The organism is Paenibacillus riograndensis SBR5 (genome assembly GCF_000981585.1).
GTDB classification, from domain to species: Bacteria; Bacillota; Bacilli; order Paenibacillales; family Paenibacillaceae; genus Paenibacillus_AQ; species Paenibacillus_AQ riograndensis.
On the sequence record NZ_LN831776.1, the window covers coordinates 7,373,256 to 7,386,760 of the forward strand.

A 13,505-nucleotide genomic window follows, 5' to 3' on the forward strand; every position below is an offset into this window, starting at 1 on the left:
CCTCCTAACTTAAACATACCTCGCATTAACTAAATTAATTTCATCTTCTTTAGACTCAATTATTTCTCCATTGTTAATGTAGAAAATATGATCAGCATTGTGTAAATTCGAATAATTGTGAGTTATTACAATTACCGTGTGTTCTCTCGAAAGATTAAGCATTATCTCATTAATAAATTGTTGCGATTCTCTATCTAAAGAAGAGGTAGGTTCATCAAATAATAGTATTTTAGATTTTTTCAAAAGTGCCCTTGCAACCGCAAGTCTCTGTCTCTGTCCCCCCGATAAATTGGAACCTCCGTCCCCAATAACTGTCGAATACCCCTCGGGAAGTGTAATGATAAAATCATGAATATGCGCTTGTGCACAAATCATATATACATCCTCTAACGAAGCGTCTGCATTTACCAATAACAAATTATTTAATATGGTGTCATTAAAAAAAAATGAATCTTGCGCTACTATTGATATCCCCTCACCAATTGTTAATACACTGAGATCATCTATATTAATATCATCGATTTCTATAAGCCCAGAGGATGGTTGATAGAATCGAAGGAGCAAATTTAAAAAGGTTGTTTTACCTCCCCCACTTGGTCCAATAATCACATTCATACTATTAGGATATATTTCAACATTTATATTTTTAAACACAGGAGTTCTTATATCATAGGCAAAGCTCACATTTATGAATTTCACCCTTCCCGTCAAGATTTTATGTATGTCACCTGATGTTTCTTCTTTTAAGTCAAAATTTTCTTGCAAATGTAATATGCGTTGAATAGATACTGCCATTTGCTGCAAACTCGAGTTTAATCCCATTATTTCCATTACAGAAGATGTGAATTGAGAGGAATAATTATTAAAAGCTAGAAAAAATGCAATATTAAGCGTTTTATATTTTAATACAAATAAAGATCCTGCAAGAATAATTGCTACTTGCGTGCAAAACATAAAGAATTGAGAAATATTCTGAGACAACGCTGAATAGTTTCGGGTCGTAATACTTTTCTTTTTTAGAATATTTAAAATGTTATTAAACTCAAGCTTTCTAACTTCTTGAATGTTTAGACCTTTAATGGTCTTGATTCCTGTGAATGACTCTTGTATATGAGAAAAGAACTTGTCCTTCAAAACCGATATCGCCATCATCTGTTTCCTCATAAGTTTGCCTGAAAAGAAAAACAACCCGATTGAAAAAGGAACTAAAGTTAAAGTAACCAGCGTCAACTCAATATGTAAATAAAACATTATAACTATAACAGTCAAAAATTTTAAAATGTTCACTAATAATAAAGTGAACTTGTTGATTACAATATCCGCTACAGCTTCAGGATCATATTGTAACCTCGATATCAATTCACCTGCCGGGGTATCATCAAATGCCTTCATAGGTAATCCCATAAGTTTGTGATACATTTCACTTTTCAAGTCGAAGGTAATTTCTTCACTTAAATGCGAAGCCAATAACGATTGTACATAGTTAACCAATGCTTGCAGAAAGTAAAATCCAACCATAAAAGCGCAATATTTATATACTTCTATGAATTCACTTTTAAATATAGAGACTATAGTATTAGCCCAAATCAAAGGTTGAACTAGATTTAAAATAACTGAAACTATAACCAGAACTAAATTCAAAGAATAAGTTGTTTGGTGTTTTTTTATATATTTGGAAGTTTTTTTAAAAGCAGTCGCAAAATTGCTTATTTTATTCATCTTCCACTCCTTTATAATTAATGTCTTATAATCTAACAATATCCTTATTCACCCACTTTGTCCACATCAAGTTTTGTAATATAGTTACATTTGTGTGAATATTTAATTTTTTCTTAGTATTTATTACAAAACAATAATTAACATAAATAAAAAACCTCACCAATTACTGATTACTTCAATAATCGGTAATTGGTGAGGAACCTACATGTAATTATTTATTTTTTCCAAGCTTCGTAAAGGAAATATTGTACCGATACTGTGTTCATACACAACAGTTAGCTTGATCCAATCAGTATTGCAGGCCCGGATAGATCGGATACTGCTCAGTAAGTGCGGCTACTTCACGGGCAGCCTCGGCGAGTTTGCCTTCATCTTTAGGGTTCTTCAATACGCTGGCGATGATGCGGCCGATGGTTACCATCGCCTGCTCGTTCATTCCACGCGAAGTGACTGCAGGTGTACCGATGCGGATACCGCTCGTTACAAACGGGCTCGTTGGATCAAACGGAATAGCATTCTTGTTCACCGTAATGCCGATTGAATCAAGGACCTTCTCCGCATCTTTGCCTGTAATATTCAAGTTACGGGTATCGAGCAGCATCAAATGGTTGTCCGTACCGCCGGATACAATGTTGACTCCTTCGCCGATCAGAGTTTCTGCCAGCACCTTGGCGTTCTTCACTACATTTTCGGCATAGGTTCTGAAAGAAGGCTGAAGAGCTTCACCAAAGGAAACGGCTTTGGACGCAATCACATGCATCAGCGGTCCGCCCTGCGAGCCGGGGAATACGGCCTTGTCAATCGCCGCCGCCCAAGGCTGTCTGCAGAGAATCATACCTCCGCGGGGGCCGCGCAGCGTTTTGTGTGTGGTTGTAGTAACAAAATGGGCATGCGGTACAGGGCTCGGATGAAGGCCTGCAGCGACCAGTCCGGCGATATGGGCCATATCCACCATGAACAACGCGCCTACATCGTTCGCAATCGAACCGAGGGCTTCAAAATCAATTGTACGCGGATACGCGCTTGCTCCTGCTACGATCAGCTTAGGACGGTGTTTGAAGGCTGCCTTGCGCACTTCATCATAATCAATCAGGAACGTATCCTCCTGCACGCCATAAGCCACAAAATTATACAGCAATCCGGAAGCATTCACCGGGCTGCCGTGCGTCAGATGGCCGCCATGCGCCAGGTTCATTCCGAGGACAGTGTCGCCAGGATTCAGCGCGGCAAGATAAACCGCCATATTGGCCTGGGCACCGGAGTGCGGCTGCACATTGGCATGATCTGCACCGAAGAGCTGCTTGGCGCGGTCACGGGCCAGATTCTCCACGATATCCACATCTTCACAACCGCCATAATACCGTTTGCCGGGATACCCTTCGGCATACTTGTTCGTAAGCACAGAACCCATCGCTTCCATTACAGCTTCGCTGACGATATTCTCCGAGGCAATAAGCTCAATATTGGCACGCTGACGGCTCAGCTCCAGTCCCATCGCTTCCAGTACTGCCGGGTCACTCTTACGCAATTGTTCCATGATTCTTATTTCCTCCCTAGTGCTCTTTAGTTTATGTTGCCTGTGTGAAGATGAACTATAATCACAGCATTCCGTCAACTAACTTTGTTTCCTTAATCGCAGCTGCGTGATCCGCTGGTCTCCGGATTACGGTATACCGCGCGTTCCCCGCCAATGAGCGGAGGTCTGCTCCAGGCTGCATTCACCCGGGCCGAACCAATGTAGCGCAGGCTTGGCCGAAAAGGGACGGCTACCCGGCGCAAATGCATGCCGATCAGCGTCTCGCCGATATCGATACCGGCATGGGCCTCCACGGTTTCCGCCAGCACAGGATCAGCCATCGAGCGGTACGCAGCGGCAGCCATTGAACCCCCGGCTCCCGGAATCGGCACCGCCGACACTTCCCTCAGCCCTAGCTTCTCCAGCAGTGAGCGTTCCATCACCAGCGAACGGTTCAAATGCTCGCAGCACTGGTATACCGGATGAAATCCCTTCTCCGCAGCAACCTGGACAATCCCCTCCAAGAGCTGCTGAGCCACCTCAAGCGCGCCGCCGGTGCCAATACGGACCCCGGCCACTTCACTTGTGCTTGCGCCCACAACAAGAATCTTGCCGGGCCCCAGCTTCCCGGCGTCTGACAGCTCCCTTACCACAGCAGCGGTTGCAGCCGTTAAAGACAGCTCCGCCCCTGCCGGTTGACCGGCATCCCCGGCTGCATTGCTGGCTGCCGGATTCACCCGTGAGTCCTGCTTCATGACATGATCCATCACTCAAGCCTCCCTCAAGCAAGTAGAAACGGCTTTGCTGTCCCTTTTAGGGCAGTACCGTTTCAGCGAGAAATATAAGGATGATTCATAAAGCGAAACATATACATCCTTATATTACTTCGAAAAGCTAAACCTAACAGTATGCTGTATTTTAAACAAAAAAGAGCAGTCCGCAGGTGGCTGCGGATGTGCTCTTTTGCCCAGGCGACCGGCCGTTTATTCCAGTGCTCCATCGTGGTTTGATCCACACTTGTCGCCAGTTACACCGGAACCGGGTAATATTTATTTCATCTTATAGGAATGGCCGCGAAAAATCAACCATGTTTATAACCGGCGTAAGGACTCCAGCTTATCCAGAAGACTGTGCAGCGCTGTTCGGATTTCGGCAGCGGCCAGCTCATAATCTTCCCGCGGGCCTCCGAAGGGATCGGAAATATCAAAGCTTGGAATCCGTTGACGGATTTCTATGATCCGCTGCAGATCAGCCGATTTCGGCTCCCCGCCAAGTGCAAGGCTAAGCTCGGCATCGGCATAGAGGCTATCCAGCTCACGGATATCTGCGTTTACGGCTTCTTCATCGTAGACATATTCTTTTAGGGTATAAGTCTTCGCAACGGCATCAGGAAAATATTGCAGCAAGTGGCGTTTGTGCCCCCCAGTGAGGGTCAGCACCAGATCCGCCCAGGCTACGGTCTCTGCATTTAGCTGCGTGGACAGGATTTGATCATGAATTCCTTCGTCCCGCAGAATCGCTGCGGCATGTCTGGACATGGAAGTACCGGAAATGGCGGAAACGCCTGCAGACCGCACTTCGACGTCAATTCCCCGCTCCTTCGCAAGTTTCCGGAGAAGCCCCTCAGCCATAGGACTACGGCATGTATTCCCTGTGCAGACGAATAAAATATGCAGCATACTTTCCACCTCCATGAAAGAATTAAGCAAAATTTTTGTTGTGCATGTTATTGTATCAGAAGATGAACATTAAGCCAAACGCAAGCAGAATCCCTCCGCCCAGCGCCTCACCGTAATCTCCTAATCCACGGCTGACCCTCCGGCCCAGCAGCAGGCCCGAAATGGACATCAGACCCCCGCAGGCTCCGAAAGCAAGCACGGTTAGTGTTATGCTATTCACAAACATCCCCAAGGAAACCCCTACGGAGAATGAATCTACACTCACACTGAGTGAAATCAGCAGCATCCCCCAGAATGTGCGGTGATTGACAGGTTCACGGCGGGAATGATCCGCCCGGAAGGAGTTGAACACCATATGTCCACCCAGCAGCACGAGCAGTCCTCCGGCGGCATAAGTAGTAACTTGTCCGAGCAAATGTCCGACATAGCTCCCTGTAAACAAACCAAGCAGCGGCATCAGCACATGAAAAAAAGCAATCAGAAGACTGAGCTGCAGCACATGCAAAAGACGGATGCCCTTCATCCCGATGCCCACACCGAGTGAAAAAGCATCCATCCCCAGTGCGATTGCCATAATGGCAATCGTTACAATCTGGCCCCAGCCAGCATATACTCCCCCCATGTCCATGCCCATACCTCCAGAGTCCGAAAGTCTTGTACCACAACCATATGCGGACAAGAAGGGATTCATGACTGGGCGGGTCAGCCTGCGTCGATAACGGTGCCTCCGGCGGCTTTCATCAGCCGGTTCATGATTGCGGCGCCGAGGCCGGTATCCGGGCAGGCCTCGGCCAGAATATAGGTCGCTCCCGCTTCATCGAAGCGCCGCAGCGCGGCATACAGGGAGCGCGCCCCTTCCTCCGGCGAGGCCAGCGAGCCGAGGGAAACAACGCAGGCGGCCGCCCCGGCGGGATACAGGGCCTGATGCTCCTCGAAGAGGAGCAGGCCCGTGATCTCGCCGGCGCGCTGCGCCGCCTGCAGCAGGCCCGCGGCGGCTTCCGCCACGCGCCGCGCGGAAGCCCCGCGCACTACGCCAAGCGCTCCGCGCGGGGCGTAGTGCGTGTACTTCATGCCCGGCGCGCGCGGCGCCGGGCTGCTGTCCCCGGCGGCCTGCGCCGCGCCGGGGGACCGGGCGGAAGCCGCCGCAGGCGCTTCCGCAGCTGCCGGAGCCGCAGCGACGGCTCCGGGACCGAGCACCGCCGCGAGCTGCTCGGCGGTGATGCCGCCGGGGCGGAGCACAACGGCCGTCCCGTCAGGCTGCACCTGCACGACGGTCGACTCCAGGCCGACCCCGGCCGCGCCGCCGTCAAGCACCCCGCCGATATATCCGGCGAGGTCTTCCAGCACATGGGCGGCCAGTGTAGGGCTGGGCCGCCCGGAGCGGTTGGCGCTGGGCGCGGCCACCGGGCAGTCTGCCGCGCGGATCAGCGCCAGCGCGAGCGGATGGTCCGGCATCCGCACGCCAACCGTGTCCAGCCCCGCCGTTACCAGCGGCGATAATACGCCGGGACGGACGGGCAGCACTACGGTTAACGGGCCCGGCCAAAAAGCGCCGATCAACGCCGCCGCAGAAGGATGCACCTCCGTCACCAGCCTGTCCAGATCGCTCCGCCGGGCAATATGCACAATCAGCGGATTGTCCGAAGGCCGGCCCTTGGCGGCAAAAACCGCCTCTACCGCAGCCGTGCTGCGGGCATCCGCCCCCAGCCCGTACACCGTCTCCGTCGGGAACGCGACAGTGCTTCCTTCCCGCAATAGAGCCGCTGCCTCTGCAATGGCTTGCCGGTCACCTTCGCTCTGCGGATAGAGTGCAGGGTCCACGCCAGGTCCTCCTGCCGCTGACAGCTTCCAGTACCGGGTGGAACGGATTTGGCCGCTGCGGCGCTGGACCGCGAATGAGGAATCTTGGGGTTCTTTCATTATCATCACAAGCTTTCTAAATAAGGTGTTAAATATACAAGTTGAAACGTTATATTCTCAGCAAAAGCGGCCCCACCAGGTGGCGCCGCAGGAAATCCACTTCAATTCACATTATATCGTAACATAGGCCGTTATAGATTCATAGAAGCTCAGTTGAATAATCCGCTGATCCAGCTCCAGATATTCTCCAGCAGCTCCCAGAAGAAGAAGCGTACTTTCGGCGCTTCCGGTTCCCCGCCTGCTGCATCGGCTGCGCCAGTATCGGGAGCTGTAACCGCTCCATCCCCCGCTGCCTTCACTTTGGCCCCTTCTCCGGCTGCAGCAGCCGAGACGGTCTTGGCCTTAGCCGCGGCAGGCGCCGCCGCATCTCCCGAGCCTGCATCAATGAAGCAGAGCGGCGGGAAGAGCACACACCACCAGTTCTGCCCCCGGCCTGCGCCCAGCGTGACCCGCACCGCTTCATATTCCCCAGCCGGATAGACGGTGCCCCCGTACATTTTGGTCGGGAACGGAACAACGCCCAGCTCTACTTTATAACCATAATCAATACCCCGTTCCTCAAGCTCCCGGGCCACCAGTGCATTCAGCTCGGGCAAATGGCCCCGGATCAGCGTCCGGGCTTGTTCCAGACTCTGCGGATCTTCCAGCAAGGCCACCCATTGGTTCATCTGTTCGACTATACTGTCACGGATCTGGCGTTTGACCTGCTGATCACCAGCCGCATCTGAATTTGCCAGAATGCGCAGCCGTATCGAATCCTGCGGAATTGTCGCCTCCGCTACGGCGGCATCGGTTTTTTGCCCTTCCCAGGCCATCATGAGGATCATAAAAAAACAAATTAAAATGGCAGTATACTTAAAAGTTACCCGTAAGGAATCCTGTCTTCCTGTCTTGCTCCGTTCCATTTTCAGCAGCCCCTCTCCCACAAAACTCTTATGCCCCTAGTATGCCCAGGGAAGAGAGACTGCAAACCTATTAATCTATTAATTTATTGCCTTCAAAAATATACTGCCGGCGCAGGCAAATCTTCCTCCACATCCTGTCCATACAGCAGCACACTCATGGCAATCCCCATACTGGCCATATTAATCACAATAGAGGTCCCGCCATAGCTAATGAAGGGAAGCGTAATTCCTGTCAGCGGCATCAGGCCGATATACGCCCCGATGTTCTCAAATATCTGGTACAGCAGCATCGCCACAATTCCAATAATCAGAAAAGGCCCTGCACGTTCCCGGCATTCCAGAGCGATCATAATCATCCGGTGAATCAGAATAAAAAACAGCAGCAGGAGCAATGCCGCCCCTACGAAGCCGAACTCTTCGGCAATCTGTGCAAATATCGCATCCGTATACAGCACCGGTATTTTACCGGACTGGACCGAGCCGCCCTGCATATATCCTTCTCCGCTGAGCCCGCCCGAGGCAATGGCTATTTTGGCATTCCGCGTCTGATAGCTGTCGTCGCTGCTGGCCAGCTCCGGGACCAGCCAGGGGTCAAAACGGGCCACAAAATGCTTGCGGCCGATGGTCTCGCTGAGAAAACTGGTCATCTGCTCATGATAGTTAATATAGCTGTAAATAAAACCGAATATCGAACCGCCAAAAATAATCAGACCGATCAGGGCATGGGACCATTTTATCCGGCCAATCCACAGCAGCCCGACCAGAATGACCATGTAGCTCAGCGCGTTGCCCAGATCGTTCTGGATAATGACGACCGCAAACGGCAGCAGCGCCACCAGACTGAGCGGCACGACATCACGCCAGAACAGAAGCTCATCCTTGTTTTTGCGGACCAGCAGTGCAGCGAGTGCAAGAATCAGGATCAGCTTGAACAGCTCCGCCGGCTGCAGGCTTAACCCTCCGACCTCGAGCCATCCCTTTGCCCCGTTTTTCACTTTACCTACAAAGCTGACCACCACCAGTATCCCCACACCCAGCATATAAATATAATGTGCATATTTAACCAGAAGCCGGTAATCAAACAGGGACAGTCCAAAAAAAGCAACGAAGCCCACCCCGTACCACTTAATCATCTGGATGTGCAATCCATCGTCTTTCCGCCCGTGCGTCACGCTGTATATCGATAAAATACTGATGACCATCAACATAAGCAGCACAACAACGATGACACCATCTATCTTTTTGAACCTTTGCAGCATGGAACAGACCCCTAACTATGTCCGGATTTAGGCTTGCCCGCTATATATACATTTAAAGCACATATTTAGAGCGAAGCCGTTGATTTCCATTTTAAAGCAAGGCGCAGGGTAAATACAATTTTTTTACAACTGTCCACAAAATCCCTGGGCTAAAGATACCTGCTGCACAATAAAAAACCGCCGGCCCATCATTAGATGAGCTGCAGCGGTTTCGGGTTAACTGTATTCAGGCTATCCCTGCTTGGCCGGGGAGGTGTAGACTGATGGACTCGGCAGCTCCTCTTCCACTTCCTGTCCGTGCAGGCGCACACTCATAACCAGGCCGATACTGGCCATATTAATCATAAGCGAGGTTCCCCCATAGCTGATGAACGGCAGCGTAATGCCGGTCAGCGGCATCAGGCCGATGAATGCGCCGATATTTTCAAAGATCTGATAGAGCATCATGGCGACAATTCCGACGATCAGGAAAGGCCCTCCCCTATCCTTGCTCTCCAATGCAATCAGAATCATCCGGTGAATCAGTATAAAGTAGAGCAGCAGCACCAGCGCCGAGCCTACAAACCCAAACTCCTCGGCGATCTGTACAAAGATGGAATCCGAATAGGTGTAAGGCACCCGGTCCGTCTGCACGGAGCTGCCCTCCATGTATCCTTCACCGCTCATCCCACCCGAGGCGATAGCCAGCTTGGCATTTTTGGTATGGTAGCTCGCCTTCGCCGTCGCTTCGTCAGGGACCAGCCATGGATCAAACCGCTCCACCCAGTGTGAACGGCCGATGTCCGTAAGGAAACCTTTGATTTCATCGTGGTAGTGAATGTAGCTGATAATCCCACCCGCTGCGACACCGCCCATGACCAGCAGTCCAATCAGCGCATGGGTAAACTTGATATTGCCGATCCACAGCAATCCGACCAGGATTACGATATAAGAAAGGGCGTTGCCCAGGTCATTTTGGCTGATGACAATCAGGAACGGCAGCAGGGTAAGCAGTCCCAAAGGAACTACGTCCTGCCAGAACTGCAGCTTGTTTTTGTGCTTACGCACCAGTACGGCCGCCAGGAACAGGATCAGGATCAGCTTGAACAGCTCCGCCGGCTGCAGACTGAAGCCTCCGAATTTAATCCAGCCCTGTGCGCCGTTCTGCTCCTTGCCGATAAAGCTGACCAGCACCAGAATTCCAATTCCTGTAACATAAATGTACAGCGCGTACTTCACGAGCAGCCTATAATCCACAAAGGTCAATCCGAAAAAAGCGATGATGCCCAGCACATAGAACTTGATCATCCGCAGATGCGCCCCATCCAGCTTATCCCGGCCATGCGTGACGCTGTATATGGAAAAAATACTGACGACCATCAGCAGCAGTAAAATGATTACGATGACGCCGTCGATCTTTTTAATCTTCTGAAGCATATTCTGTCTCCTTACTCTGTACTGGGTCCTCCGAATTTCTTGTCTACGCTGAAGTCCCGTCAATTCCATTGTAAAGGAAGGGGCAGCAAAAATACAATTTTACACGAGAACAGTTCTGCCCCTACACGCGGATGCCTACTCATGCCGCTAGTTCATAATAGCACGCAGCTTATCCGGCAGGCAGCAGGTAACTCGCATCCCTTACTTATGCGCACTCCATAGTTATAAGTGGAAAAAGTAGAACTAAATCAGCGGTTACCGGGCTTCACATCGTCATTAGTGGGAAAAAGTAGAACTAATCCGGCTGTTTTGAGTAACTAGCCTTGATTTCTTTCGAAATAAGTGGAGAAATTCCCACTAACTATCAATTTGGGCTGGACTCCTGCCGGATAGGTGGAGATATTCCACCCCAGCTTCAGAGGTTCGGCCCCGAGCAGAAGCTCGTGCCCCGAATTCCCTCCGGGCAGGAGAGGCCCGCTGCTTGTCCGGTTTGCCTTGTTGTCCGGCTTGCCTGGGTTGCCCGACTTGCCCGGTGTACCCGGATTGTCTGGTGTACCCGGTTTGTCCGGGTTACTCGGCGTTCCCGGCTTGTCTGGTGTACCCGGTTTGTCCAGCATGCCCGGCTCCCCGGCGTACCCGGCTTGTCCAACATACCTGAATATGCCCGGCGTACTGACTTAGCCGCTTGCCCGACTATGTCCGGGCAGTCTCTGTCGGCGCTAACTGGCCGCGCTTAACGGGCAATCATCGCCAGCAATTAACAGCACTTGGCCGCCTCCCTATCGAGCTATGCCCAACACATGGCGGGGAATCCCCGCGAGATCGTCAATGGTGACAATCTCGCTCCAATGGCCTGCTGCCCGCAGCAGCTTGGCCACCTGCCCGGCCTGACCTTGGCCGAGTTCGAAGCCGACCAGCCGCGGGGGGGCCGGGAGCAGCGGCAGCTGCTCCATCATGCGGCGGTACGGGTCCAGCCCGTCATCGCCGCCATCCAGCGCGGTGCGCGGCTCATGGTCGCGCACTTCGCGCTGCAGCCCGGCGATATCCCCGCCGGGAATATACGGCGGGTTGGAGACGAGAATATCCGTCTCCATCCCCGCAAACGGCTCGAGCAGGTCGCCGAGCCGCAGGTCCACTGCCGTGCCGTGCCGCTGCGCATTGCGCCCGGCCACGGCCAGCGCGCCGGGCGAGATGTCGCCGGCGCAGACCCGCCACGCCGGCGCTTCCGCCGCCAGCGTGACGGAGATCGCTCCGCTGCCGGCGCCGATGTCGACGGCGGTCAGCGGACGCGCCGCTCCACCCGGCGCAGCAACCAAGCCGTCCGGCCACAGCTCCGCGCCGTACTTCAGAATCGCCTCGACGAGCAGCTCCGTCTCGGGCCGGGGAATCAGCACATCGGGCGTTACTTCAAACACCCGCCCGTAGAACTCCTGCTCGCCGATGATATATTGCACCGGCTCACCGGCTGCCCGGCGGGTAACCCCGGCCTCCCAAGCCGACCGCGCTTCTGGCGGAAAAGGATCAGCCAACGCCATATAATAGGCCGCCCCGGACAAGCCCAGCACATGCTCCAGCAGAAGCTGGCTGCTGCGCTGCGGCTCATTGCACCCGGATTTGTCCAAAAAAGAAGAAGCCTCCGCAAAGGCTTCCCGGATGCTTTGCACGTCAGGCATGACATAAGAGTCGTGATTCAAAGCATTATTCTCCTTTTTCCATCAATTCCGCCTGCTCTGCAATCGACAAGGCCGAAATAATTTCCGTAATATCACCGTTCATGACCTGATCCAGACGGTGCAGCGTAAGGCCGATACGATGGTCAGTCACACGGCTCTGCGGGAAGTTATAGGTGCGGATACGCTCACTGCGGTCACCAGTGCCGACCTTGCTCTTGCGTTCTCCGGCATATTTCGCTTCTTCCTCCTGGCGCTTCATATCCGAGATCCGGGCACGGAGCACCTGCAGGGCTTTCTCTTTGTTGGAGTTCTGAGACTTACCGTCCTGGCACGTAGCCACGATGCCGGTAGGCACGTGAGTCACGCGAACCGCAGATTTGGTCGTATTAACCGACTGTCCGCCCGCTCCGCTGGAGCAGAAGGTATCTACGCGGATATCTTTATCGAGAATTTCAATTTCGAACTCTTCCGCTTCCGGCATAACCGATACGGTAGAAGTAGAGGTATGAATACGTCCTCCCGATTCTGTGGTCGGGATACGCTGCACGCGGTGTGCGCCGCTTTCGAATTTCATTTTGCTGTACGCGCCGCGTCCGTTGATCATGAAGATAACCTCTTTGAAGCCGCCGAGGTCATTCGTATTGACATCCATCAGCTCCACACGCCAGCCCTGGGCATCCGCATAGCGGGTATACATCCGGTACAGATCTGATGCGAACAATGCCGCCTCATCCCCACCGGCTGCCCCGCGGATTTCCACAATCACGTTTTTGTCGTCATTAGGGTCCTTCGGCAGCAGCAGGAGACGGATTTTCTCCTCCAGCGCAGTCTGGCGCGAGGACAGGTCTTCAATCTCCATTTTGACCATTTCTTTCATTTCATCATCAAGCTTTTCGCCCTGCATCATTTTAGCGGCTTCAAGCTCTTCCATTACATTTTTATATTCGGCATACGCCTCAAAGGCGGGCTGCAAATCGGATTGTTCTTTGGAATAGTCCCTCAGTTTCTTACTGTCGCTTGCAACATCCGGGTCACAAAGCAGTTCACTGAGTTTCTCATAGCGGTCCGCCAGGGATTGCAATCGGTCCAACAAGGGAATTCACCTCTCCTGATTCAATTTCAGATTCAATATGGGAAACTTTAAATTAATACTTTAAATTGTTGGTACAATAAAAATAGATATACGACTTTATATTATACTACCGAACCCGCCGATTGGCTACAGTGCCTGTGTACAGCCTTAAATATTTTTAAAGCCGGTGAAACTCCACTCCTTATGATGTGATCCGGCAGAAAAGTTATTCATAACACGGAAGTTCGATTGAAATAAATATGAAAGCCGGGAGCAAAAGTTTTATTTCGTTATAATTAGAAAAAATCACCCTACGGGTGATAAGGCTGCTCACTAAAGTTAGGCC

The 13,505-nt window shown here is 51.7% G+C and carries 12 protein-coding genes and 1 riboswitch; all 12 genes read right to left on the reverse strand.

Annotation, left to right across the window (positions count from 1 at the left end; genetic code table 11):
• Nucleotides 1-9 precede the first annotated feature (9 nt).
• Entirely contained in the window at nucleotides 10-1,719 is a 1,710-nt protein-coding gene (locus tag PRIO_RS34255; RefSeq protein ID WP_052741552.1) for an ABC transporter ATP-binding protein, read from the reverse strand.
• Nucleotides 1,720-2,008: 289 nt separating this feature from the next.
• A complete protein-coding gene (locus tag PRIO_RS31175; protein WP_039785575.1) occupies nucleotides 2,009-3,259 on the reverse strand; it encodes a serine hydroxymethyltransferase in 1,251 nt (416 codons plus the stop codon).
• Between the two features lie 89 nt (nucleotides 3,260-3,348).
• A complete protein-coding gene (locus tag PRIO_RS31180; RefSeq protein ID WP_020426231.1) occupies nucleotides 3,349-4,002 on the reverse strand; it encodes a TIGR01440 family protein in 654 nt (217 codons plus the stop codon).
• 191 nt (nucleotides 4,003-4,193) lie between these two features.
• Nucleotides 4,194-4,276, reverse strand: a riboswitch (ZMP/ZTP riboswitch).
• Between the two features lie 50 nt (nucleotides 4,277-4,326).
• Nucleotides 4,327-4,914 carry a low molecular weight protein arginine phosphatase gene (locus tag PRIO_RS31185; RefSeq protein WP_020426232.1) on the reverse strand — a complete coding sequence of 196 codons (588 nt, stop codon included), beginning with the start codon at nucleotides 4,912-4,914 and terminating at the stop codon, nucleotides 4,327-4,329.
• 55 nt (nucleotides 4,915-4,969) lie between these two features.
• On the reverse strand, nucleotides 4,970-5,542 hold the full coding sequence (locus PRIO_RS31190) for a manganese efflux pump MntP (protein ID WP_020426233.1): 573 nt from the start codon (nucleotides 5,540-5,542) through the stop codon (nucleotides 4,970-4,972).
• Nucleotides 5,543-5,616: 74 nt separating this feature from the next.
• On the reverse strand, nucleotides 5,617-6,834 hold the full coding sequence (locus tag PRIO_RS31195) for an L-threonylcarbamoyladenylate synthase (RefSeq protein WP_046507694.1): 1,218 nt from the start codon (nucleotides 6,832-6,834) through the stop codon (nucleotides 5,617-5,619).
• 149 nt (nucleotides 6,835-6,983) lie between these two features.
• Nucleotides 6,984-7,739, reverse strand: a complete 756-nt coding sequence (gene spoIIR, locus PRIO_RS31200; RefSeq protein WP_046507697.1) for a stage II sporulation protein R — start codon at nucleotides 7,737-7,739, stop codon at nucleotides 6,984-6,986.
• A 92-nt stretch (nucleotides 7,740-7,831) separates the two neighbouring features.
• Nucleotides 7,832-8,998, reverse strand: a complete 1,167-nt coding sequence (locus PRIO_RS31205; RefSeq protein WP_020426797.1) for an FtsW/RodA/SpoVE family cell cycle protein — start codon at nucleotides 8,996-8,998, stop codon at nucleotides 7,832-7,834.
• A gap of 231 nt (nucleotides 8,999-9,229) precedes the next feature.
• Nucleotides 9,230-10,414, reverse strand: a complete 1,185-nt coding sequence (locus PRIO_RS31210; RefSeq protein ID WP_020426796.1) for an FtsW/RodA/SpoVE family cell cycle protein — start codon at nucleotides 10,412-10,414, stop codon at nucleotides 9,230-9,232.
• Nucleotides 10,415-10,731: 317 nt separating this feature from the next.
• On the reverse strand, nucleotides 10,732-11,031 hold the full coding sequence (locus tag PRIO_RS31215; RefSeq protein WP_020426795.1) for a hypothetical protein: 300 nt from the start codon (nucleotides 11,029-11,031) through the stop codon (nucleotides 10,732-10,734).
• A gap of 162 nt (nucleotides 11,032-11,193) precedes the next feature.
• A complete protein-coding gene (gene prmC / locus PRIO_RS31220; protein ID WP_407944474.1) occupies nucleotides 11,194-12,108 on the reverse strand; it encodes a peptide chain release factor N(5)-glutamine methyltransferase in 915 nt (304 codons plus the stop codon).
• Between the two features lie 4 nt (nucleotides 12,109-12,112).
• Nucleotides 12,113-13,180 (reverse strand): peptide chain release factor 1, encoded by a 1,068-nt coding sequence (gene prfA / locus PRIO_RS31225; RefSeq protein WP_020426793.1) that lies wholly within the window; start codon nucleotides 13,178-13,180, stop codon nucleotides 12,113-12,115.
• Between the last annotated feature and the right edge of the window lie 325 nt (nucleotides 13,181-13,505).